The organism is Arthrobacter sp. NPDC057259, assembly GCF_042668995.1.
Taxonomy (GTDB): Bacteria; Actinomycetota; Actinomycetes; order Actinomycetales; family Micrococcaceae; genus Arthrobacter.
Map to the genome: position 1 here is coordinate 105,244 of NZ_JBHUYA010000005.1, position 23,693 is coordinate 128,936.

The window sequence follows — 23,693 nt, forward strand, 5'->3', positions numbered from 1 at the left end:
TCCATTCTTCAGGCCCGGATGGACATCCGCGTCGCCGCCAGCGCCGCCGCTGTCCGGGATGCCGGACTGTCGGCCGGGAACGGCGCCCCGGCCGCCTGCCCGGCGAGGATCAGTCCGGCGGCGAGTTCGGCGATCCCGGAGGAGGTCTGGAAGCCATAGCCGCCCTGGCCGGCGAGCCAGAAGAAGCCCGGCGCCTCGGCGTCGAACCCCACCACCGGGATGCCGTCGGAGGCCTCGGTGCGCAGCCCGGTCCACGCCCGGCTGACGGCGTTGATGCCGAGGGTGGTCACCTCGTTCAAGCGGGCGATCAGGGCCTCGACGTCGCCGGGGTACGGTCGGGCGTCCTCGGGTCCGCTGGGGACCTTCTCCGAGGGCGAGATCAGCACCTGGTGCCGCCCTTCCGGGCGGAAATAGAAGCTGTCCGTGGCGGCCACCATCGGGCAGCCGGGCGGAAGCGGATTCTCGACGTCGACGATCGCCGCGGTGCGGCGGAAGGGCTGCAGGCCCAGCTTCTCGACGCCGGCGAGGACGGCGAGCTCATCCGCCCAGGCCCCCGCGGCGTTGACCACGACGGCGGTGGAGAGCGCCTCCTGCCCGGCGCCGAGTTCCCAGCCCGAGCCGGTGCGCTGCGCGGAGTGGATGCGGGCGCCGGTGATGATGTCCACGCCGCCGGCGACGGCCCGCTCCCGGTGGTCCTCCAGTAGCAGGGAGGCGTTGCAGGCGAAGGAGCCGGAGTCCAGCCCGGCGGCGGTGAAGCTCTCCGGTTTCAGCGCCGGGCAGAGCTTGAGCGCCTCGTCGTGGCCGATCAGGTGCATGAAGCCGCTGGCCTGCTCGCGGACCGCGTCCTCGTCGCCGATCAGCATGAACCGCCGGGGCGAGAGGACGGGCTCGGGGCGGGTGCCCTCGTGCGTGCCGATTAGTTCCAGCGTGCGCAGCGTCAGGTCCCGGACCACGGGCGGGCCGTAACTGGGGATGAGCTGCCGGGCCGAGCGCGCCGAGGTGTGGTAGCCCAGCGTCTGCTCGGCCTCGACCAGCGCCACGCTGCACTTGCCGGCCAGCGCCGAGGCCAGGGACAGTCCGGCAATGCCGCCGCCGGCAATCACAACATCGTAATGAGCTGACATGTGACCCATCCTCGCACCCGGCGGGGACATCCGTCAGCAGGTCTTGCGGACCGGGTTGCTACGCGGCCGCGACCTCCGCGCGGCTGGCCACGAACGCCTGGACGCAGCGTTCGACGTCGTCGGTGCTGTGCGCGGCGGAGAGCTGGACGCGGATCCGGGCGGCGCCCTTGGGGACAACGGGGTAGCTGAAGGCGGTGACGAAGACGCCGTGGCCGAGCATGGCGTCGGCCACCTTGGCGGCCATCACGGCGTCGCCGAACATCACCGGGACGATCGCGTGTTCGCCGTCGAGCAGCTCGAAGCCCTCCTCAGCCATCCGGCGGCGGAACAGCCCGGCGTTGGCAAAGAGCTTTCCGCGCAGCTCCGCGGAGTTCTCCACCAGGTCCAGGGCCTTCAGGGTGGCGGCGACGATCGACGGGGCCAGGGAGTTGGAGAACAGGTAGGGGCGGGCCTTCTGCCGGAGCATGGCGACGACCTCGCGGCGGCCGGAGACGTAGCCGCCGGAGGCACCGCCCAGGGCCTTGCCGAAGGTGCCGGTGTAGATGTCCACCCGGTCCGAGACGCCCGCGTGTTCGGGGGTGCCGGCGCCGGTGGGACCCATGAAGCCGACGGCGTGCGAGTCGTCCACCATGACCATGGCGTCGTACTTGTCGGCCAGGTCGCAGATCGCCTCGAGCGGGGCAAGGTAGCCGTCCATGGAAAAGACCCCGTCGGTGACGATGATCTTGCGGCGGGCCGGGTTATCCCCGCTGGAGGCCTCGATCAGGCGGGCCTCGAGGTCCGCCATGTCCCGGTTGGCGTAGCGGAAGCGACGGGCCTTGCAGAGCCGGATCCCGTCAATGATGGAGGCGTGGTTCAGCGCGTCCGAGATGACCGCGTCCTCCGGGCCGAAGAGGGACTCGAAGACCCCGCCGTTGGCATCGAAGCAGGAGGAGAAGAGGATGGTGTCCTCGGTGCCGAGGAACGTCGAGACCCGTTTCTCCAGGGCCAGGTGCAGGTCCTGGGTGCCGCAGATGAAGCGGACGCTGGCCATGCCGAAGCCGCGGGAGTCCATGGCGTCCTTGGCGGCGGCGATGATCTCCGCGTGGTCGGCCAGGCCCAGGTAGTTGTTAGCGCAGAAGTTCAGCACGTCCGTGCCGGGCTGGCCGAGCTGGCCGGCCGTGATGTGGTTGGCCTGCGGCGAATCGATGTGCCGTTCGGTCTTGAACAGGCCGGCGCTGCGGATCTCATCGAGTTCGTGCTGCAGCTGGTCCTTGATGGCTGAATACATGGTCGGTGCGCTCCTGGGCTGGGTGGGTGGTTGTACGGTACCGGAAAGGGCCGGGGCCTAGAAGCCGGTCCAGTCGAGGACGACCTTGCCGCCGACGCCGGCACGGGCGATCTCGAAGCCCTTCTCCCAGTCGGCCGCGGGGAGAGAGTCGGTGACGACGGCGGAGATGTTCGCGTGCAGCACCGGGTTGGAGGAGAGCATGGCGCTCATGGCGTACCAGGTCTCGAACATCTCGCGGCCGTAGATGCCCTTCATGGTGAGCATGTGGGTGACCACCTTGCCCCAGTCGATGTCGATGGACTGGCTGGGAAGGCCGAGCATGGCGATCCGGCCGCCGTGGTTCATGTTCTCGATCATTTCCGGCAGGGCGGTGGGGTGGCCGGACATTTCCATGCCGACGTCGAAGCCCTCGCGCATGCCCAGTTCGCGCTGGGCGTCCTTGACCCGGGTGGTGGAGACGTCGATCGCGAGGTCGACGCCGAGCGTGCGGGCCAGGGCCAGGCGCGGGGCGGAGACGTCGGTGATGGCAATCTTGCGGGCGCCGGCGTGGCGGGCGACGGCGATCGCCATCAGGCCGATGGGTCCGGCGCCGGTGATCAGGACGTCCTCGCCGACCAGCGGGAAGCTCAGGGCGGTGTGGACGGCGTTGCCGAACGGGTCGAAGATGGCGCCGAGTTCCGGGGTGACGGACGGGTCGTGGTGGACCCAGACGTTAGTCTCGGGGATCACGACGTATTCGGCGAAGGCGCCGTCGCGCTGGACGCCGACGCTGACGGTATTGATGCACATCTGCTTGCGGCCGGCGCGGCAGTTGCGGCAGATCCCGCAGACGATGTGGCCTTCGCCGGAAACCCGGTCGCCGACCTTGACATCCAAGACGTCCTCGCCGACCTCCACCACCTCGCCGTAGAACTCGTGGCCGGCGATCAGCGGGGCGTTGATCATGCCCTGGGCCCAGGCGTCCCAGGACTGGATGTGCAGGTCCGTGCCGCAGATGCCGGTGGTCATCACCCGGATCTTGACGTCCCCGGCCCCGGTCTCCGGTTCCGGCCGGTCGACGAGGTCGAATCCGGCGTGCGCGCCGGACTTGTAGAGAGCCTTCATGGGCCTGCCTTACTGTGCTGGTGCCGCCGGGGAGGTGGCGGGGTGTGGGTCAACTCACCCCATTACAACCGCCCGGATGCATTAGCACAACCGAAAATTTCTCAATCGACGATTTAGATTTTCCTTAGCCGTAGGATGGTGGGCATGGAAATCCACCAGCTCGAAATGCTCCGCGAACTCGGCGCCCTGGGCAGCGTCAAGGCAGTCGCCGAAACCCTGCTGGTTACCCCCTCGGCGGTGTCCCAGCAGCTGGCGGCGCTGCAGCGCTCCGTGGAGGTGCCGCTGACCCGCAAGGAGGGCCGGAACCTGGTGCTCACCGAGGCCGGGCAGGTGCTCGCCGACGCCGGGGCCACCGTCGTCAGCGCCATGGCCGAGGCGCGGGCAGCGATCGGCGAGTACCACGGCTCCCCCGCCGCTCCGGTGACCGTGAGCGGTTTCCACAGCGCGGGGCAGGCGTTGTTCGCGCCGCTGGCCCGGCTGCTGTCCGGGCCGGGCCGGCCGGAGGTGCGGCTCTCCGACGAGGACGTCGCCCAGCAGGACTTCCCGGCCCTGACGGGCCGCTACGACCTGGTGCTGGCGCACCGGATGGACCACAGCCCGCGCTGGCCCGAGGAGCGGGTGGCGGTGATTCCGCTGGCGCACGAGCCGCTGGACGTGGCGTTGCCGGCGGGCCACCGGCTGGCCGGGCAGCGTGCGGTCAGCGCGGACGACGTCGTCGGCGAGCCCTGGGTGACCAGCCACGCCGGCTACTCCCCCGCGGACGTGCTCTCCGCCGTCGCCGCCGTGGCCAGCCGGGAACTTAACATCGTGCACCGGATCAACGACTACTCCACGGTGGCGGCGCTGGTGGCCGCGGGCAGCGTGATCGGGCTGCTCCCCCGCCACACCGCCCGGCCGGTGCTGAACCCCTCGATCGTGCTCAAACCGCTGGAGGGGATCAGCACCCGGCGCCGGATCGACCTGCTGGCGCGGCCGGAGAACCTTAAACGCCGATCGGTCATGATGGTCTGCGAGGCGCTGCAGACAATCATGACCGATCTGGTGGGTGGCTAGGGGCTAGCCTTCGACGCCGAGGCGCTCCAGGATCAGCTCCCGGACGCGGCCGGCGTCGGCTTGGCCGCGGGTGGCCTTCATGACGCCGCCGACGATCGCGCCGATCGCCTGGACCTTGCCGCCGCGGATCTTGTCCGCGACGTCCGGCTGCGCGGCGAGGGCAGCGTCGATGGCTTCGAGCAGCGGGCCGTCGTCGGAGACCACGGCGAGGCCGCGCTTCTCGACGATTTCCGCCGGGGTGCCATCGCCGGCGAGGACGCCGTCGAGGACCTCGGAGGCCATCTTGTTGTTGATCTTGCCGGCTTCCACCATGGTGTTCAGTTCCACGATGGTGGCCGGGTTGACGCCCAGCTGGCCGGGGTCGACGTCGGCGTTCTTGGCGCGGCCGACGATCTCGCCCATCCACCATTTGCGGGCCACCGTGGGGGTGGCGCCGGCGGCGATGGTTTCCTCGATCTCGTCCATGACGCCGGCGTTGACGACGTCGCGGAACTCCAGGTCGGAGTAGCCCCAGTCCGCCTGCAGGCGCTTGCGGCGGGCGGCCGGCGGCTCGGGCAGGGTGGCCCGGAGCTCCTCGACCCATTCGCGGGAGGCGACGACCGGCACCAGGTCCGGTTCCGGGAAGTAGCGGTAGTCGTCCGCGTCGGACTTGGGCCGGCCCGAGGTGGTGGAGCGGGTGTCCTCGTGCCAGTGCCGGGTCTCCTGGATGACCGGCTGGCCGGAGTCCAGGACGGCGGCGTGCCGCTGGATCTCGTAGCGGACGGCGTGTTCGACGGCGCGCAGCGAGTTCACGTTCTTGGTCTCGGAGCGGATGCCGAAGCGTTCGCGGCCGTGGGGGCGGAGCGAGACGTTGGCGTCGCAGCGGACGTTGCCGCGTTCCATCTTCGCGTCCGAGACGCCGAGGTTCTTGACGATCTCCCGGATCGCGGCGACGTAGGCCTTGGCCAGCTCGGGGGCGCGGCTGCCGGCGCCCTCAATCGGCTTGGTCACGATCTCGACCAGCGGCACGCCGGAACGGTTGTAGTCCACCAGCGAGTAGTCCGCGCCCTGGATGCGTCCGGCGGCGCCGCCCATGTGGGTGAGCTTGCCGGCGTCTTCCTCCATGTGGGCGCGTTCGATCTCGACCCGGAAGACGGTGCCATCGGAGAGCTCGATGTCCAGGTACCCGTCGTAGGCGATGGGTTCGTCGTACTGCGAGGTCTGGAAGTTCTTCGGGGTGTCCGGGTAGAAGTAGTTCTTCCGGGCGAAACGGCAGGACTCGGCGATCGTGCAGTTCAGCGCCAGGCCGATCTTGATCGAGGACTCGATCGCGGTCTTGTTCACCACAGGCAGGACGCCCGGGAGGCCCAGGTCCACCTCATTGACGTTGGTGTTCGGCTCGTCGCCGAAGACGTTCGGCGCGGAGGAGAACATCTTGGTCTTGGTGTTCAGCTCGACGTGGACCTCGAAGCCGAGGACGGGGTCGTACTTCTCCATCGCCTCTTCGAAGCTGAGGGTTGCGTCAGTCATTAGTGTGAACCTCCGTGGCTCAGGGCGGCGGCAGCCGCAGAAGAAGCAGCCGAAGAAAAAGCGTCGGTCAGGTCGGGGGCCTTCGCCAGCAGGGGTCCGCCCCACTGTTCCTCGAGCAGCGACTCGAGCACGGCGCCGACGCGGTAGAGGCGGGCGTCCTGCCGGGCCGGGGCCAGCAGCTGGACACCGACGGGCAGGCCGTCCTCGTCCGCCAGGCCGCCGGGCAGGGACAGGCCGGGGACACCGGCCATGTTCGCCGGAATGGTGGCGACGTCGTTGAGGTACATCGCCAGCGGGTCGTCCAGCTTCTCGCCGAGCTTGAACGCCGTGGTGGGCGCCGTCGGGGAGATCAGGACGTCGGCCTGGGCGAACGCGGCGTCGAAGTCGCGCTGGATCAGGGTGCGCACCTTCTGGGCCGAACCGTAGTACGCGTCGTAGTAGCCGGCGCTCAGGGCGTAGGTGCCCAGGATGATGCGGCGCTTGACCTCGTCGCCGAAGCCGGCCGCGCGGGTGGCGCCCATGACGCGTTCGATCGTCAGCGGACCCTCTTCGGGCAGCACGCGCAGGCCGAACCGGACGCCGTCGAACTTGGCCAGGTTGGAGGAGGCCTCCGAGGGCATGATCAGGTAGTAGGCGCCCAGGGCGTACTTGAAGTTCGGGCAGGAGACCTCGACGATCTCGGCCCCGGCGCCCTTGAGCAGCTCGAGTGCCTCGTTGAAGCGGTTCTCGACGCCGGCCTGGTAGCCCTCACCGTGGAGTTCCTTGATGATGCCGATCTTCATGCCCTCGACGTTGCCGGTGCGGGCGGCCGCCACCAGGTCCTCGAGCGGGTCCGGCAGCGAGGTGGAGTCGCGCGGGTCGTGGCCGCCGATCACCTGGTGCAGCAGCGCGGAGTCCAGCACGGTGCGGGAGACCGGACCGATCTGGTCCAGCGAGGAGGCCATGGCGATCGCGCCGTAGCGGGAGACACCGCCGTAGGTGGGCTTGACGCCGACGGTGCCGGTGACGGCGCCGGGCTGGCGGATGGAGCCGCCGGTGTCCGTGCCGAGGGCCAGCGGCGCCTCGAACGCGGCCACGGCCGCGGCGGACCCGCCGCCGGAGCCGCCGGGGATGCGGTCCAGGTCCCACGGGTTGCGGGTGGGGCCGTAGGCGGAGTGCTCGGTGGAGGAGCCCATGGCGAATTCGTCCAGGTTGGTCTTGCCCAGGATCGGCATCTTGGCCGCGCGCAGGCGCTCGACGACGGTGGCGTCGTAGGGGCTGTGCCAGCCCTCGAGGATCTTCGAGCCGGCCGTGGTGGGCTGACCGATCGTGACGATCAGGTCCTTGACGGCGATCGGGACACCGGCAAGGACGTGCAGGGCCTCGGCTTCGGCGCCGCCGGCGGCGCGGATGGCGTCCACCTCGGCTGCGACGGCGAGGGCTTCCTCGCCGTTGACGTGCAGGAAGGCGTTGACCTGGCCGTCGACGGCGGCGATGCGGTCCAGGTAGGCCTGGGTGACCTCGACGGCGGTGACCTCGCGGGCGGCCAGCTTCTCGGCGAGCGCGGCGGCGGAGAGGCGGATCAGTTCGTTGGTGTCAGTCATGTCTTAGTCCTCATCCAGGATGGCCGGGACCTTGAAGCGGCCCTCGTACGCGTCGGGGGCGCCGGAGAGCGACTGCTCGGCCGTGAACGTGTGGCCGACGACGTCCTCGCGGAACACGTTGGTCAGCGGGATCGGGTGGGACGTGGCGGGGACGTCGTCCCCGGCGGCTTCACTGACGGACTTGACCGATTCGACGATGACGGCGAGCTCGCCGGCCATCCTGTCCAGCTCTTCAGCACTCATCTCGATGTGCGCGAGACGCGCGAGATGCGCGACGTCGTCGCGGTTGATCGCAGCCATGGATCTCCCCTGCAAGGTTCGGATTATTTTCCGTCCCAGTCTACGTGGGTTGAACTGCTGTTACCGCCGGGCGTGGCCCCCTTCCCGGCGCCGGGCCGGACGATCCTTTGGCGTGCTCGCTCGTCCACCCCCACCGTCCCCCTCCCCTCGCAAGTCCCCACCGGCTCCCAGCCTTCGCAAGCTCAGGCCGGGTCCCGCGCCGGCGTGGCCCCTCGGGCAGGGAACTCTGACGGCGGGGCCCTCGCTAAGACGCACGCTGACGGATGTCCGTCCCGTCGCCGATGTGCCTACCTCACCTCACGGCCCCGGTCCGGGGCTCGGGGCCCGGACAACGCAAAGGAGGCAGTGGCGGAAAAACTTCCGCCCCTGCCTCCTTTTGTTTTTCTTTTTCGTTGTCAGCCGATGCCGATGGCTCCGGTGGCCATGCCTACTCCGAGCATGACCAGGGAGATGACGGCGGTGCGCCAGAGGACCTTTTTGTGGTGGTCGCCCAGGTCCACCTTGGCCAGGGAGACCAGCAGGAGGATGGCCGGGACCAACGGGCTCTGCAGGTGGAAGGGCTGGCCGGTGATGGAGGCGCGGGCCATGTCCGCCGCGCCGACGCCGTAGTGGGCGGCGGTTTCGCTCAGGACCGGTAGGACGCCGAAGTAGAAGGCGTCGTTGCTCATGAAGAACGTCATCGGGATGCTCAGGATGCCGGTGATGACAGCCATCAGCGGGCCCATGTCGGACGGGATGATCTGCACCAGCCACTCGGACATGGCCTTGACCATGCCGGTGCCGTTGAGGACGCCGGTGAGGACAGCGGCGGCCATGACCATGCTGACGACGGCGACGATCGAGGGTGCGTGGGCGATCAGCTGCGCACTCTGCTCCTTGATCTTCGGGAAGTTGACCAGCAGGGCCACGGCAGAGCCGACCATGAACACGAACGGCAGGGGCATGATGTTGGCCACGAGGGTCACCATGACGGCCACGGTCAGGGCCAGGTTGAACCAGAACAGCTTCGGCCGCAGGGTGGCGCGGTTCGGATCCAGGGCGGTGTCCGCCATGGCGGAGTCGCGATCGTCCACGAGGTCCTCGGTGCGTTCCAGGACGGCGACGCCGGAGCCACCCGCGGGGGCGCCGCCGGCCGGGGCGCCGCCGGCCGGGGCGCCGCCGGCCGGGGTGCCGGCGCGGCGGCCGGAGGTGCTGGAGGTGCCGGAGCCACTGGTGCCCGTGCCGCCGTCGGCCGTTCCGCCGAACTCAACGCCCTCGGCCCAGATCTCCGGGGCGGTGGCGCGGAGGCGGTTGCGTTCCTGCAGGCCCAGCAGCCAGGCGAAGACCATGACCACGGCCAGGCCGACCACCAGCGAGGGGATCATCGGGACAAACACGTCGTTCACGTCGAGCTTCAGCGCGGTGGCGGCGCGGGCGGTGGGACCGCCCCAGGGCAGGATGTTCATGGTGCCGTTGGCCAGGCCGGCCACACAGGTGAGGACCACCGGGCTCATCTTCAGCCGCAGGTACACCGGCAGCATCGCCGCGGTGGTGAGGATGAAGGTGGTGGAACCGTCGCCGTCGAGCGAGACGGCCGCGGCGAGGATCGCGGTGCCCAGGACCACCTTGGCGGGGTCGTTGCCGAGCTTGCGCAGGATGAACCGCACCAGCGGGTCGAAGAGTCCGACGTCGATCATCAGGCCGAAGTAGATGATGGCGAACATCAGCAGCGCGGCCGTGGAGGTCATCGACTTCATCGAGTCGAGCACCATGGGACCGATGCCCAGGCCCGCGCCGGCAAAGAGTCCAAAAACGGTGGGGACGATGATCAGCGCCAGCACCGGCGTCAGCTTCTTCGTCATGATCAGCACCATGAACACCGCGATCATGGCGAATCCGAGTATTACCAGCACAGCCGGCTCCTTCTTCAGTGGTCCGCACCACTCCGCTGTGATGCGCACTACAGACGTTAGGGTGGCGTGCGTCACGGTGATGCCTTTGCCTCATTTGATTGGCATACTGCTTGTTGGACGCATTGTGCTCATTTTGCTCACCACCCGATCGACGACGCCGGACCGCCCCAGGAGGCAGCCATGGGACCCCTCACGGGCCGCACTCCCCTGCGTTTCAGCACCCAGACGCTGCTGCTGCAGCTCGCCGTCGTGGCGCTGGTGGTGTTGCTCAGCGGCGCCGTCCACGCCTGGCTGACCTACGACCGGCTGGGCCGTGAGGCGGAGAACCAGGCCCTGACCCTGGCCCGCACGGTCGCCTCCGACCCCGGAGTCCGGTCCGAGGTGCAGCAGATCAGCGCCCAGGCCGGCACCCCGCCGCCGGCCGAACTGCTCACCGGGCCGCTGATGGCCGCCGCGGAGGGCGCCCGCGCCCGGACCGGGGCGCTGTTCGTGGTCATCACCGACGAGACCGGGCTGCGGCTGGCCCACCCCGACGCCGACCGGCTGGGCGAGCGGGTCAGCACCGACCCGTCCGAGGCACTCTCCGGCAAGGAGGTCACCACCCGGAACACTGGCACCCTGGGCCCCTCTGCGGGCGCCAAGGTCCCCGTCTACGCCCCCGGCGCGGGGGCGCCGACGGGTCAGGTGGTGGGCGAGGTCAGCGTGGGCTACTCCACCGAATCGATCGGCCAGAGCCTGGGCCGGGACATCGCCCCGATCCTCCTCACCGCCGCCGGCGCCCTGCTGGCCGGTGTGCTGGCCTCCTTCCTGCTGCGGCACCGGCTGCGCCGCCTCACCCTGGGCCTGGAGCCGGAGGAAATCAGCACCCTGGTCCACGACCAGGTGGCCGTGCTGCAGGGCGTGGACGACGGCGTGATCGGCATCTCCGCCGACGGCAGGATCAGCGTGTTCAACGCCGCGGCCCGGCGGATGCTGGACCAGCCGGACCTGGCCGGCACCGCCTGGGCGGACGCCCCCGTCCCCGGTGCCCTGCACGCCCTGACCCGGGCGGACGCGGCCGAGGCGGACGCCGTCGAGGTGGTGGCCGGGGGCCGTGCCCTCGTGGCCAGCGCCCGCAAGGCCCTGCACGGGCGCGAGGACCTGGGCTGGGTGGTCATGCTCCGGGACCGCACCGAGCTCCAGCACCTGACCCGGCAGTTGGACGCCGTCGGCACCCTCTCCACCGCGCTCCGGGCGCAACGGCACGAGTTCGCCAACCAGCTGCACACCATCGCCGGGTTCATGAGCATCGGGCAGCACCAGCAGGCCCGCGACTACCTGGCCAGACTTGCGGCCACCGGCCCGCTGAAGTTCCCGGTGGACCAGGCCGAGCTGCTGCAGGACCCCTACCTGCAGGCCTTCCTGGGCGCCAAGGGCGTGGAGGCGGACGAGCGCGGGGTCGGCCTGCGCCTGGGGCCCGAAACCCTGGTCCGCGGCCAGGTGGTGGAGCCGCAGGACGTCACCACGGTGCTGGGGAACCTGATCGACAACGCCGTGAACGCCGCCGTCGCCGGATCCGGCCCGGACCGCTGGGTGGAGGTGGAGGTGCTGGACGCCCCCGGCGCGGACGGCGCCGCCGGAACCCTGCACATCATCGTGGGCGACTCCGGCGACGGGCTCCCCACATCCGACGGCGGGTCCGATGCCGGGCCGGACGGGGTCTTCGCCGAGGGTTTCACCACCGCCCGGACCCCGGCACGCGCCGGCGCCGGTCAGGGACTGGGACTCGCCCTGGCCCGGCAGCTGGCCCGCCGCCGCGGCGGGGACGTCACCGTGCTGGACCGCGGCAGCCCCGGCGGCCCGGGCGCCGTCTTCCTCGCCACCCTGCCCGGCACCACCGCCATGACCCCGAACCCCCAAGGAGGGGACGATGCCTGAGGACTTCCGCGTCCTGATCGTCGACGACGACTTCCACGTCGCGAAGCTGCATGCCGCCTACGTGGACTCCGTGGCGGGCTTCCTGGCCCTGCCGCCGGCCGGTTCCGCGGCCCAGGCGCTGCAGGCCATCCACAGCCTCCGCCCGGACCTGGTGCTGCTGGATGTGTATCTCCCGGACGCCTCCGGCCTGGACCTGCTGCACCAGCTGGACGTGGACACGATCATACTGACCGCCGCCGCGGACACCGCCTCGCTGCGGGTGGCGTTCCGGCGCGGGGCGCTGGGCTACCTGCTCAAGCCGTTCACGTCCGAGTCGCTCTCCCAGCAGCTGCGCTCCTACGCCCGGTACCGCCGGATCCTCACCCAGCCGGGCGCCGTGACGCAGGAAACCGTGGAGCGGGCCAAGCGGTCCCTGATGCCCGGGGACGTCACCGCCTCGGCCCGGCCGCGGTCCGCCACGGAGGCCGCCGTGCTGGAATCCCTGGACCCCGGCGAGCAGTATTCGGCGGCGGAGGTGGCCGCCCGGGTGGGTGTCTCCCGGGCCACGGCGCAGCGCTACCTTTCCTCGCTGGCGGACGACGGCGCCGTCGAGATCCAGCTCCGCTACGGCAGCACGGGCCGCCCGGAGCACCGCTATGGGGTGGCCGTCAGCCGCTGATGCTGCCGCCGGCGCGGAAGGCGTTCCTCCGCGCGTGTTCGTGGATCCGGCCCAGGATCTCCATTTGGGCGTGGCCATCCTCGATCAGCCGCTCGTAGGTGGCCGGGTCGAGGCCGAGCTCGGCGGCGTGTTCCAGGATGGTCTGCCAGCCGCCGATCTTGCCCAGGACGGCAGCGCGCATGAGTTCGGACTCGAGCACCAGGGTCAGCGGGGAGCGGCTCACGATCCGGCCGTTGGGTTTCAGCCGGCCGGCATGTTCGGCCAGCCAGGCCGCGGCCTGCCGGTGCGGGCGCTGCGGGACGCCGAGCTCGTGGATGAGGTTCCGGAGCAGCTCCCGCTCGCGGGTGAGTTCCTCCACCAGCCGGGCCAGCTCGGCTCGGAACGGGGTGTCGGTGAAGTCCTTGGCCATCCGCTCCACCCGGCCCAATCCCGCCGTCGAGCCGGTGAGATGGTCCGAGAGATAGATGCCGAGCAGCTTCCGGTCGATGGTCTCGGGGATGCGGGGTGCCATGCTGGCCACCCTACCCGAGGGCAGCCGTCAGAGATCCAGCACTAGATGGCCGGCACTAAAGATCCAGGCGGTAGACGAGCAGCTTGATCTGGGTGTCAGGGACGAACCAGTCCCGCTCGGGGACCCGCTGGAAACCCGTCTTTTGGTAGAGGCCGTGGGCGCTTTCCCAGGTCAGGCCGGTGGTGAGGGCCACTCCGGTGACGCCGGGAAGGGTGCGGGCGTGGCTGATGATGGCGTCCACCATGGCCTTGCCGGCGCCGCTGCGCTGCACGGCCGGGTCCACCACCAGCATCCGGAATTCCAGTTCGTCGGGCAGAGCGATGTCCGCGTACGGCTCCCCCGCGACGGCCAGGGTGACGGAGCCGATGACCTCGCCGGCGCGTTCGGCCACCCAGATGACTGCGCTGTCGTTGCGCTCGGCGACCTTCCGGATCTGGCGCATATAGGGGTGGTCGGCGTCATCGAAGTACCCTGCGGCGAGGTAGGCGTCGGTGGTGATGCGGGCGACGGCGTCGAAGTCGGCCGGGACGGCGGGCCGGATGAGGATCTGCGAAGGCACCTGTCAATGGTACGGGCAGCCGTGCGGGCCGGACGGCCAAACGCCCCTTTCCGTGACTGAGGTATCAGAGCGGGAAGGCGCCGGAGAGCTCCAGCGGCCCGGCGCACGTCCAGGCGCCCAGGCGTTCCTCGTCCGAGGGTCCGCCGTTCAGCACGCTGGTCAGCCGCGGCCGGCGGACCCAGCACCCGGCTTCCTCGGCGATCAGGGCGCCGGCGGCGAAGTCGTGTTCGTTCAGGCCGCGTTCGCCGTAGGCGTCGTGCGTGCCATCGGCCACCAGGCAGAGGTCCAGCGCGGCGGAGCCCAGCCGGCGGACGTCGGCGAAGCCGTTCATCAGCTGCGCCATGCCCGCGGCCTGCTCGGCGCGGACCGCCGGGTCGTAGCTGAAGCCGGTGGCCAGGATCTGGCCGGTCCTGCCCTGGGCGGGTCCGTTGAGCGCGGTCCGGCGGCCGTTCTCCTCGAGCCAGGCGCCCTGGCCGCGGGAGGCGTAGTAGACCCGGCCCAGTGCCGGGGCGTGAACGACGCCGGCCAGCCAGGCGCCGTCGGGCCCGGCGACCGCCACCGAGGTGGCGTAGTAGACGATGTTGCGGATGAAGTTCGTGGTGCCGTCCAGCGGGTCGACGGACCAGCGGTAGCCGCTGGAGTCGGCGGGCAGCACGGTGCCGCCCTCCTCGCCGGTGATGGTGTCCGTGGGCCGGGCGCCGGTGATGACGCCCCGGACGGCGGCCTCGGCGGCAAGATCGAAGTCGGTGACCCAGTCCCCCGCGTCGCCCTTATTGCTGACACCCAGGTCCGCCGCGCTGCGCCCGGCCAGGACGGCGGCGCCGGCGGCGGCCGCCTCCCGGGCCAGCGCGAGGAACGCCTCCGGGGCAGGGAAGGCCGCGTCCGTCCCGCTCATTCGGCGTCGGCCCCGGCGTCGGCGGCAGTCCCGGCATCGGTATCGGCCGCGTTCCCGCCGCCCACGCCTGCCGGCCCCTCGGCCAGCAGTGCCCGGAAGCCGTCCTCGTCCAGCACCGGCAGGCCCAGCTGTTCGGCCTTGTCCAGCTTGGTGCCCGCGTTCTCCCCGGCCACCACGTAGTCGGTGTTCTTGGAGACCGAGCCGGCGGCCTTGCCGCCGCGGATCAGGATGGCTTCCTTCGCCTCGTCCCGGCTGAAGCCGTCCAGGCTGCCGGTGACCACCACGGTCAGGCCTTCCAGGGTGCGCGGGGTGGAGTCGTCGACCTCATCCTCCATCCGCACGCCGTCGGCGGCCCAGCTGTCCACGATCTCGCGGTGCCAGTCCTCGGCGAACCATTCCTTCAGCGCCACGGCGATCACCGGGCCCACGCCGTCCACCCCGGCCAGCTCCTCCTCGGAGGCCTGCCGGATCGCGTCCATGCTGCCGAAGGCGGTGGCCAGCGCGCGGGAGGCGCGGGGCCCCACGTGCCGGATGGAGAGGGCCACCAGCACGCGCCAGAGCGGCTGGGACTTGGCCTTCTCCAGCTCGGCGAAGAGCTTGACCGTGCTGGCGGTGGGCTTGGACGGGTTCTTGGCCGTGCCCTTGGTGTAGAAGTACGGGACCAGTTCGTACTCGCCGGTGCCCACGCCCTTGCTGCGCTTTTCCCGCCGGATCCGGACGTCCGCCAGGTCCTCGGGGGTGAGGCGGAACAGGGCCGCCTCGCTGGTCAGCGGCGGGGTCTCGGGCTCGGTGGGCTGGGTGAGCGCGACGGCCGCCTCCCAGCCGAGCGCCTCGATGTCGAAGGCGCCGCGGCTGGCAACATGGAAGACGCGCTCCCGCAGCTGCGAGGGGCATGACCTGGCGTTGGGGCAGCGGATGTCCACGTCGCCCTCCTTGCCCGGGGCCAGCGGGGTGCCGCAGGACGGGCATTCGGTGGGCATGACGAAGTCCCGGACCGGCGGGTCCTGCTGGTCCCGGAGTGCCAGGACCGGGCCGACGATCTCCGGGATCACGTCACCCGCTTTGCGCAGAATGACAATGTCACCGATCTTGACGCCCTTGGCCTTGACCACGTCCTGGTTGTGCAGGGTGGCCATGCTGACGGTGGAGCCGGCGACCTTGACCGGCTCCATGATGCCGAACGGGGTGACCCGGCCGGTGCGGCCGACGTTGACGGCGATGTCCAGCAGCTTGGTGTTGACCTCTTCGGGCGGGTACTTGTACGCCACCGCCCAGCGGGGCACGCGGCTGGTGTAGCCCAGCGCCCGCTGGGTGGCCAGGTCGTCGACCTTGACGACGATGCCGTCGATCTCGTGGCTGAGGCTGTGCCGCTTGTCGCCGTAACGTTTGATGAAGTCCAGCACCTCGGCCAGGCCGGGCAGGACCTCGAAGTAGGGGCTGGTGGGCAGGCCCCAGTCGGCGAGCTGGCGGTAGGTGTCCGACTGGCTCCGGGTCTGCAGGCCCTCGCGGGCGCCGATGCCGTGGACGTACATTTTCAGCGGCCGCTTGGCGGTCTCGGCCGGGTCCTTTTGCCGCAGCGACCCGGCGGCGGCGTTGCGCGGGTTGGCCAGCGGGGCCTTGCCCTCGTTGATCAGGGCCTCGTTGAAAGCGGCGAAATCCTTGGACGGGATGAACACCTCGCCGCGGATCTCCATCTCCGCGGGGAAGTCAGTGCCGGTGAGCCGCTGCGGGATTTCCTTGATGGTCAGGACGTTGTGGGTGATGTCCTCGCCGGTGGTGCCGTCGCCGCGGGTGGCGGCGCGGACCAGGACGCCGTCGCGGTAGAGGAGGTTGACGGCCAGGCCGTCGATCTTGAGTTCGGTGAGCCACTGCGGCGGGGTGCCGCCGTTGCCGATTTTGGCGATGCCGGCCTCGGCCTTGGCGATCCAGGCTTCCACCTCCTCGACCGAGAAGACGTCCTCGAGGCTGTACATGCGGGTGAGGTGCTCGACGGCGGTGAACGCGGCGGAGACCTCGCCGCCCACCTCCTGGGTGGGTGAGTCGTTGGCGACCAGCTCGGGGTGGGTGGCCTCGAGCGTCTCCAGCCGCCGGTAGAGTTCGTCGAATTCGGCGTCGGAGATGACCGGGGCGTCCTCCTGGTAGTACGCGAAGCGGTGCTTGCGGACCTCCTCGACCAGCTGCTCGTACTCCTCGCGGATGGCCTCGGACGGGACGGCGCCGCCGTCGCTGCCGGGGGCGGTGGCCGTGGATTCGCTGTCTGCTGCGGTCTTCGCTGTGCTCACAGACCTATCCTGCCTTAGAACACGGACATTGTGGCGGCACGGAAAGTTGTCCGGTTCCGGAAAAGCGGTCCGGCCGAGGGATGCGTCAGGCCCGGACGCGGGTGCGTCCGGGCCTGACGGTACTTCCTGCGCGGGCCGTGCCCGGGAGCTCTTAGCGGGCGGAGGCGCTCTGCTGTTCGGTGGCGTTGCGGACCGCCTGCTGGCCGGCCTGCTGCAGCGCCTGGGACACCCGGGTCAGGGCCGCGACGTGCTCGCCGTTCCACTCGCTGCGGAACTTCTCCGCATCCGGGCCCATCCACTGCGTGCCGGCCAGGACCTTGGTCAGCATCGACTTCTGGTTATCGATTTCCTGCGACCCGGCCTGCAGCTTGGACCCCAGCGCCTTCAGCTGATCAACATCTGCACCCCAAATAGCCATGCGAAAAATCTCCTTAAATCGTCGGACCCGAACCTCTCGGCGTCCCCAGCGGCCCCCGGCTGATCCGGAAGTTCCTATGCCAAGAACCTACCCTGCCGCCTCCGCCAGGGTCGATGGGGACCCCTGCCCATCGGCCTTGCGGGCGTAGCTGAGGGAGCGCCGGCTGGTGAGGGCGATGATCAGCAGGATGTCCAGGGACAGGCCAACCAGGTTGGTCTGGAAGGTCACGGCGGGTCCCCCGGTGAGCACGTCGACGGCCTGGGCGATGATGGCCAGGGCGCTCAGCAGCATGGTGGCCACGCGGGCGCGGTTGCCGCCGCGGAGCACGAACCAGCCCAGCGCGAGCTCGGCCAGGCCGAACACGGCGATCACCGCGACGACCACCGGCAGCTGTTCCCCGGCGCGGTCCGCCAGCGGCAGCGAGCCCGGGTCCGAGTCGGCCATCAGGGCCGCGAGAGTCAGGGCGGCGAGGCCGCGGAGGGCGGCGAGCCCGACGCCGAAGAGGGTGGGCGCGGGCGGCCGGACGGCCGTCACGGCGGGCGGCGGCACCGCCCCGGCGTCGGCCGTGACCCCGGTGAGGTCGACGACGGGCAGGTGCCCGTCGGTGGAGATGGTGTCTCCCCCGCCGTTGCGCGAGTGGTAGCCGGAGGAGAAGTCCCGCAGGATCCGCACCCCGACGGCGGGGTCGGCGGCGCGCAGGCTGGCCAGGACGAAGTCCCGTTCCCGGTCGATGTCCTCCTCAATCTTGTGGGTGACCTGCAGGGTGAAGAGGGACAGGCCCACGGAGCGGTCATAGGTGCCGGCGGCCACCCAGTCCACGGCGGCACCGCCGGGGAGGACCCAGCCGGGCGGGCAGCGCCAAAACCGGATGTGGTGCCGCTTCCCCGGGTTGCCGTCCACCTCCTGCTGGTAGGCGAAGTCCTGCTGCCGGCCAAAGAGAAACAGCGGGCTGACCGGCGCCTCGTCGTAGCTGCGGCAGGTGAGCGTGGCGGTGATGATGCGCCGGCTGCTGGCCAGGTCAACCGGGTCGGCCAGGGTCCAGCCGGCCCGGCGCATGGCGGTGTGGACCTGTGCCGGGGAGCCGAGCAGCGCCACGTTCACCGGGTCCCCCAGCAGGCCGTCGCTGGTCCGGGCCCGGCCGATGAAGTAGTCGGGCAGGTAGATGCGGGTGAGGATCCGGTGCAGCCGGGGCAGCACCAGGTACGCGAGCGCGGCCCAGAAGACGACGGCGAACCAGGCCCGGCTCCAGTCCAGGCTCGCCTCAAACAGGATGCTTGCGAGCCAGAGGGCGGCCGCACCGCTGAAGACGAAGAGGGCGTTGTCCAGTGCCGTGTCGCCGCCGGGGGCCACCCTCCGCGCGGCCACCGCCCGATTCCTTACCCGGGTCATGCCCACACCCTACCGCCGGGGGCGCCGTGGCGTCCCGGCGGCAGGGCTGGCCGCCTAGGCCCGGTTTTCCGGCGGCAGGGCGACCTGGAGCTTGCGGACCTTGCCGCGGCCCACGATGTAGCCGCGGCCCGGGATGAAGTCTCCGCTCACCCGGCCCAGGGAGGTGTTGAGCAGGCTGTCACCCTCGATGTCCCCGGGGTTGAGCAGCAGGCCGCGGCGGCCGGACTTGAACGGCTGGGCCAGGGACCAGGCGGAGGACCAGGTGGAGGTTTCGGATTCGCCCACCACCCACTGCTCGGCCTTGATCGAGGCGGTCACCAGCCGGGCCAGGCCGGATTCGGCCAGGGTGTCGGTGAACTCGGTGAGGCCCTCGATGAAGATCGCCAGCTTGCCGGGGGTGCCGGTGCTGTAGTCGACCAGTTCGTCGATCACCTCGTCGACGTCGTCGGCGCCCACCACGGAGCGGTCCCAGAGCTTCAGGGACGCGGCCGCGGAGCGCCGGGAGCCCAGGTAGATCAGCTCCACACCCGGGTTGGAGCGGCGCAGGGCATGGGCCAAGGTCACCAGGGCAACGGTGCGGCCGGAACCGGGCGGGCCGGCCAGCAGCAGCGGGCCCTTGGCCAGGATTTCGGCCGGCTGCAAGGTCTCGTCGTCGACACCGATCACGGGCAGGTCCGGGCTGCCGGCGGGCAGCAGGTCCAGGTCCACCGAGTCGGGCAGGCGCTCGATCTGCGGGGCGCGTTCGACGCCCTGGCGCAGCATCGCCTCCCGCAGTTTGTGCACCTCGCGGGCCTGGACGGCGAGGTTGGAGTTGCCTCCCAGGACGGCCAGTTGCACCTCGAGGCCGCCGAGCAGGCCGCGGCCGGGCGGGCTGCCGGCGCCCAGGACATCGCGGGGGACGTCCATGGAGAGGTAGTCCTCCTCGGAGGACAGCCGCAGCACCAGCCGGCGCTGGATGGACGCCAGCAGGGAGGCGGGGACGGCGTTGGGCCGGTCGCCGGTGACCACCAGGTGGATGCCCAGCGGCCGGCCGTCGGTGGCAAGCTGCAGGAAAATGTCCCAGAGGCCGGAGAGCTTGCTGTATTCGAAGGTCTCCCGGAAGGCGGAGATGCCGTCCACCAGGATGAAGATGCGCTTTTCGTCCGCCATCCCGGAGAGCCGGCGGTATTCGACGATCGTGCTGGCGCGGACCTCGGCGAAGCGGGCGGCCCGGTCGTCGGCGAGGTCGCGGAGCCAGCGCAGCAGGCGGCCGACGCGTTCGACGTCGTCGCCGTCGATCACCTCGCCCACGTGCGGCAGCTCGTCGAGCATCCGCAGTCCGGCGGAGCCGCAGTCGATGCCGTAGACGTTCACCGGGCCGCCGCGGGGGGTGACGGCCGCGGCGATCGCGATGCCGCGCAGCGCCGCGGACTTGCCGGAGCCGCCGGTGCCGTAGATGGCCATGTTCCCGTCCCGGTCCGGTTCGTAGAACACGGTGGGCTGGTCCTGGTGCGCGGGGTCGTCCGCCACGCCCAGGAGCAACCGTTCGTCGGTGCGCGGGTTCGGCAGCAGGGAGAAGTCGTAGGTGGTGGCCAGCTCGTCCAGCCACGGCTTGCGGGGAGGCTCGATGGCGAGCACGTCCGCGGCGCGCAGGATGTTCTGCGTCATCCGGGCGATGTCGTTCGGGCCGGCCGGCTGCTCGGCCGCCGGGTCCGCCTCGGCCGGGGCGGCCCAGGCCGGGCCGGAGCCGAACGCCATCTCCACGACGTCGATCCGGGGCCGCTGCGGCTTCTCCGTGGTCCAGCCGCCGGCGTAGCCGGTCTGGAAGCCCTGGATCCGGCCGGGACCGGTCTTGACGGCGCCGCGGCCCGGGATGGACGGGTCGAAGTAGGCGGCGGTGGGGACGCCGAGGATGTCGACGGCGTCGTCCTCATCCGCCATCCGCAGCGCCACGCGCAGGTTGGTGTTGGCGCGCAGGCTCTCCTTGATCACGCCGGCGGGGCGCTGGGTGGCGAGGATCAGGTGCAGGCCCAGGGAACGGCCGCGGGCGGCGACGTCCACGACGCCGTCGACGAACTCGGGCACCTCGGTGGCGAGGGCGGCGAATTCGTCCACGATGATGATCAGGTACGGCGGCGCCTCCGGGTCGGCCCGGCGCTGGAGTTCCAGCAGGTCCTTGGCCTTCTTGCGGTTCAGCAGCTTCTCGCGGTGGTGCAGCTCGGCCCGGAGCGAGGTCAGGGCCCGGCGGACCAGGTGCGGGGACAGGTCGGTGACCAGGCCCACGGTGTGCGGCAGCTGCAGGCAGTCGGCGAACGCGGCGCCGCCCTTGTAGTCCACGAACAGGAAGCTGACCCGGTCCGGGCTGTACGCGGCGGCCATGCCCATCACCCAGGACTGCAGGAACTCGGACTTGCCGGCGCCCGTGGTGCCGCCCACCAGCGCGTGCGGGCCCTCGTTCTTCAGGTCCAGGTAAAGCGGTTCGATGCCCTTGGAGCCCACCAGGGCGCGGAGCGAGCCGTTGTCTTTGCGGTTGGGCGAGGCGGAGGCGTGCACGGAGTTGTTCTCGCTCCAGCGGTCAGCGACGGCCTGCGGGTTGTCCAGGAAGTCCTTGCCGATCAGGGTGGCGTAGGAGACGGCGCGGGGCAGGTCGGAGTCGTCCTCGAGCGGCTTGCCGACGTCGACGACGGGGGCCAGCATGCGGGCCAGCTGCGCGGCGAGGCCGGCGTCGAGGCTCTCGCAGGAGACCGGGAAGGTGTGCCGGCCCAGGCGGACCTGGCCGGTGGTGGTGCCGTGTTCGCCGTCGACGGCCATGAAGTCCCGGCAGGCGGCGGGGAGCTGTTCCACCGAGGCGGCCACCCAGATCACGTGGACGCCGGCGTCGGGGCCGCGCTCTAGGACGCGGGTGAGCCGGCCGCGGTCCACCGGGGCGTCGTCCTCGACCACCAGCAGCACGGTGGGCAGCTGCGGGGCGGGGACCTCCGCGGCGTTTTCGCCGGGCCGGTCGGTGAAACCGGGGCGCAGCGCCGGGGCGGGTTCGCGGGAGGCGGCCTCGCGCTGGTCGATCAGGTCCTCGAGCCGGGACAGCAGGGCGGTGCCGCCGGCCGGACCGGCGGCCAGGTGGTCCCCGGCGAGCGGGCTGTGGCCGGAGCCGGCGTGCGGGAGCCACTGCAGCCAGTCCCAGCGGTCCCGGGACTGGGCGGAGGTGATCGCGGTGAGGACCACCTCAGCCGGCGAGTGCAGGCCCACCAGCTGCAGAACCATGCCGCGGGCGACGTCGTCCACCAGGCCACGGGCGCCGGCCAGGCCGAAGGAACCGGCGGTGCGCAGCTGCGAGACGATCGGCACGCCCTCAACCTCGGCGAACCGGTGCAGGCAGTCCTGGATCTCGGCCATGAATTCGGGGTCGGTCTCGTTGTTCTGCGGTTCCTCGAACTGGATCCGGGACGGGGCGGTGCCCAGGCCGAAGCGCAGGCCCAGGAAGCCGGTGTGTTCGGGGCGGTGGGTCCACAGCAGCGGGCCCAGCTTGTAGATCGAGTCCACGGTGTCGCTGACGGAGGGGGCCTCCTGCAGCCGGACGGCCCGTTCCACCTTTTGCAGCCCGGTGATGTCGGCCTGGAACGCGGCCATGGCGGCGCGGAAGGACTTGAGCTGTTCCGTGCGTTCGCGCCGGGACTGCATCTTCTGGTCCATGTAGTGGCCCACGACGAACAGCGGCATCATCAGCATGAAGATCACGGACATCATGTTCTGCGTGACCGCGAAGACCACGGCGCCCATCATCAGCGGGGCGATCAGCATCATGTACGGGAAGGGCTGGCGTTCCTGGCGGGTGGGCCCGGACGGCACTGTGCGCTTGCGCGGTTCGAACCGGGGCACCACGCGGGGCGAGCGGTTGAAGTCGATCAGCGGGGAGCTCGGGGCGGCGCCCTGGCTGCCGCCGAGCGAGACCACCGAAACCGTGGTGTCGCCCAGGGTCACGGTGTCCGAGGAGGTCAGGGTGGCACGGGTGACCGGCAGCCCGTCCATCAGCAGCCCGTTGGCGGAGTTGGTGTCCACGATCTCGATGCTCTCGCCCACCGTGATCCGGGCGTGCCGCTTGGAGGTCAGCGGGTCGGTCAGCCGGATATCGACGTCGCGGTCCCGGCCCACGTAGCTGGTGCCCGAGGGCAGCGGGAATTCGCGGCCGACGTCGGGCCCGGAGAGGATCCGCAGGGTCGCCGCGGCGGGCCCCCGGTTCGCCCCGGGGAGGACGGCGAACTGCTCGCTGACCTGGATGAGGGAGATGATCGAGCCTGGCCGTAGGCCGGATTCGAGCAGGCCGTCTTTCCGGTTCAGGACGGTGCCGGTGGAGCCGCCGGCGGCGAAGGCCTCCTCGATCCGGAGCGAGAGGTTCGCCGGCGCGGGGGTGCCGCGCCGGGCCGGGTCGGCGGCCCAGAGTTCGGTGGCGATGTCCGCCACGGTGGCGAGGCCGTCGACGGTGACGGCCAGGTCCTTGGCCTCGGCGGGGTCACGCCGCAGGGTCAGCCGGATCCTCATGCGTCCCCGCTTCCGCACTGGGTCTCCAGCAGCACCAGGTCCGCGGGGGTGACCAGGTGCGAGGTGACGGCATGTTCGACGAGCCGGGCCCGGCGGTTGGTGGCGAGCTTCCCGCCGCCGCCGCGCAGTCCGGCGACTCCCACCCGGTCAAGTTTGTCGCACACGTTGTCCAGCTTTCTGTTGAATCGGGTCAGGGTCCAGCCCAAGGTCTTGGCCGCCTCCGCGGAGGAGGGGATGGCGCTGAATCCGGTGCCCTCGCGGCGGAGCATGGGCTCGGCGAGGGCGACGATCAGGGCCTTTTGCGAGTCGGTGAAGACCACTGGGCCGATGGTGGTGTCGCCGCCGCTGTCCTCGCCGCGGGATTCCTGCCGGAAGGACGGGGTGCGCAGGTGCACGGCGAACTCGTACGTGGTGGGGCCAGCGGTGAAGATGACGTTGGTGTGGCTGAAGACCAGCGGGATCCGGGCGCCGGGGGCCAGCCAGGCCTGCATGCCGCCGGAGGCGTCGGCGATGGTGGCGCAGAGCATGCTGCCGACGTTGCTGAGCCACCAGATCCCGTCGTAGCGGGCGATCTGCAGGAACTGCCGGTGCAGGTACGGGTTGTCATCGACTTCCAGGTCGCCCTCACGGCCGATGCTGAAGATGTCCTCGTCGGATGGTTCGTGCCATTCGCCGCAGAAATCGATCGCTAGGTCCCCCATGATGCTTCTCCTT

At 70.7% G+C, this 23,693-nt stretch carries 18 protein-coding genes; 3 read left to right on the plus strand and 15 right to left on the minus strand.

The window, feature by feature from the left end; all coding sequences use genetic code 11:
* Nucleotides 1–8: 8 nt before the first annotated feature.
* From ACFUCU_RS09810 to tdh, 3 genes are read right to left on the minus strand one after another with little or no spacing between them, the layout of a single operon-like run.
* Nucleotides 9–1,124, minus strand: coding sequence for an NAD(P)/FAD-dependent oxidoreductase (locus tag ACFUCU_RS09810; protein ID WP_377972288.1), 1,116 nt, complete (start codon nt 1,122–1,124; stop codon nt 9–11).
* Nucleotides 1,125–1,182: 58 nt separating this feature from the next.
* Complete coding sequence (locus ACFUCU_RS09815; RefSeq protein WP_377972289.1) at nt 1,183–2,394, minus strand: glycine C-acetyltransferase; 1,212 nt, start codon at nt 2,392–2,394, stop codon at nt 1,183–1,185.
* A 57-nt stretch (nt 2,395–2,451) separates the two neighbouring features.
* On the minus strand, nt 2,452–3,498 hold the full coding sequence (tdh, locus tag ACFUCU_RS09820; RefSeq protein ID WP_290258437.1) for an L-threonine 3-dehydrogenase: 1,047 nt from the start codon (nt 3,496–3,498) through the stop codon (nt 2,452–2,454).
* Nucleotides 3,499–3,642: 144 nt separating this feature from the next.
* Between tdh and ACFUCU_RS09825 the strand changes: the two genes are divergently transcribed.
* Nucleotides 3,643–4,551 carry a LysR family transcriptional regulator gene (locus ACFUCU_RS09825; protein ID WP_377972291.1) on the plus strand — a complete coding sequence of 303 codons (909 nt, stop codon included), beginning with the start codon at nt 3,643–3,645 and terminating at the stop codon, nt 4,549–4,551.
* A 3-nt stretch (nt 4,552–4,554) separates the two neighbouring features.
* Here ACFUCU_RS09825 and gatB read toward each other — a convergent pair whose 3' ends face one another.
* The 4 genes from gatB to ACFUCU_RS09845 all read right to left on the minus strand — a co-directional run bounded on the left by gatB (nt 4,555) and on the right by ACFUCU_RS09845 (nt 9,883).
* Nucleotides 4,555–6,060 (minus strand): Asp-tRNA(Asn)/Glu-tRNA(Gln) amidotransferase subunit GatB, encoded by a 1,506-nt coding sequence (gene gatB, locus ACFUCU_RS09830; RefSeq protein ID WP_377972293.1) that lies wholly within the window; start codon nt 6,058–6,060, stop codon nt 4,555–4,557.
* Nucleotides 6,060–7,643 (minus strand): Asp-tRNA(Asn)/Glu-tRNA(Gln) amidotransferase subunit GatA, encoded by a 1,584-nt coding sequence (gatA, locus tag ACFUCU_RS09835; protein WP_377972295.1) that lies wholly within the window; start codon nt 7,641–7,643, stop codon nt 6,060–6,062. Before gatA ends, gatB begins: the two co-directional genes overlap by 1 nt.
* Before the next feature lie 3 nt (nt 7,644–7,646).
* Nucleotides 7,647–7,943, minus strand: a complete 297-nt coding sequence (gene gatC, locus ACFUCU_RS09840; protein ID WP_011691167.1) for an Asp-tRNA(Asn)/Glu-tRNA(Gln) amidotransferase subunit GatC — start codon at nt 7,941–7,943, stop codon at nt 7,647–7,649.
* Between the two features lie 395 nt (nt 7,944–8,338).
* Entirely contained in the window at nt 8,339–9,883 is a 1,545-nt protein-coding gene (locus ACFUCU_RS09845; protein WP_377972297.1) for a CitMHS family transporter, read from the minus strand.
* Between the two features lie 132 nt (nt 9,884–10,015).
* Between ACFUCU_RS09845 and ACFUCU_RS09850 the strand changes: the two genes are divergently transcribed.
* Entirely contained in the window at nt 10,016–11,752 is a 1,737-nt protein-coding gene (locus ACFUCU_RS09850) for an ATP-binding protein (RefSeq protein WP_377972298.1), read from the plus strand.
* Nucleotides 11,745–12,410, plus strand: a complete 666-nt coding sequence (locus tag ACFUCU_RS09855) for a response regulator (protein WP_377972300.1) — start codon at nt 11,745–11,747, stop codon at nt 12,408–12,410. Before ACFUCU_RS09850 ends, ACFUCU_RS09855 begins: the two co-directional genes overlap by 8 nt.
* Here the strand turns inward: ACFUCU_RS09855 and ACFUCU_RS09860 are convergent.
* From ACFUCU_RS09860 to ACFUCU_RS09895, 8 genes are all read right to left on the minus strand, one after another.
* Nucleotides 12,400–12,921 carry a hypothetical protein gene (locus ACFUCU_RS09860; RefSeq protein ID WP_377972302.1) on the minus strand — a complete coding sequence of 174 codons (522 nt, stop codon included), beginning with the start codon at nt 12,919–12,921 and terminating at the stop codon, nt 12,400–12,402. The genes ACFUCU_RS09855 and ACFUCU_RS09860 overlap by 11 nt on opposite strands.
* A 55-nt stretch (nt 12,922–12,976) precedes the next feature.
* Entirely contained in the window at nt 12,977–13,480 is a 504-nt protein-coding gene (locus ACFUCU_RS09865) for a GNAT family N-acetyltransferase (protein ID WP_377972304.1), read from the minus strand.
* Nucleotides 13,481–13,544: 64 nt separating this feature from the next.
* Nucleotides 13,545–14,375: an inositol monophosphatase family protein gene (locus ACFUCU_RS09870; RefSeq protein WP_377972306.1), complete on the minus strand. Its 831-nt coding sequence runs from the start codon at nt 14,373–14,375 to the stop codon at nt 13,545–13,547.
* Nucleotides 14,372–16,657: an NAD-dependent DNA ligase LigA gene (ligA, locus tag ACFUCU_RS09875; protein WP_377972307.1), complete on the minus strand. Its 2,286-nt coding sequence runs from the start codon at nt 16,655–16,657 to the stop codon at nt 14,372–14,374. Before ligA ends, ACFUCU_RS09870 begins: the two co-directional genes overlap by 4 nt.
* A gap of 151 nt (nt 16,658–16,808) precedes the next feature.
* The gene (locus tag ACFUCU_RS09880) at nt 16,809–17,075 is read right to left on the minus strand and encodes a hypothetical protein (RefSeq protein WP_290257160.1); all 267 of its coding nucleotides are present in this window, start codon (nt 17,073–17,075) and stop codon (nt 16,809–16,811) included.
* 87 nt (nt 17,076–17,162) lie between these two features.
* Nucleotides 17,163–18,464 (minus strand): LssY C-terminal domain-containing protein, encoded by a 1,302-nt coding sequence (locus ACFUCU_RS09885; RefSeq protein WP_377972309.1) that lies wholly within the window; start codon nt 18,462–18,464, stop codon nt 17,163–17,165.
* Between the two features lie 54 nt (nt 18,465–18,518).
* Nucleotides 18,519–22,979, minus strand: coding sequence for an FtsK/SpoIIIE domain-containing protein (locus ACFUCU_RS09890; RefSeq protein WP_377972311.1), 4,461 nt, complete (start codon nt 22,977–22,979; stop codon nt 18,519–18,521).
* Complete coding sequence (locus ACFUCU_RS09895; RefSeq protein WP_377972312.1) at nt 22,976–23,680, minus strand: hypothetical protein; 705 nt, start codon at nt 23,678–23,680, stop codon at nt 22,976–22,978. The genes ACFUCU_RS09890 and ACFUCU_RS09895 overlap by 4 nt, the downstream gene beginning before the upstream one ends.
* Nucleotides 23,681–23,693: the final 13 nt, after the last annotated feature.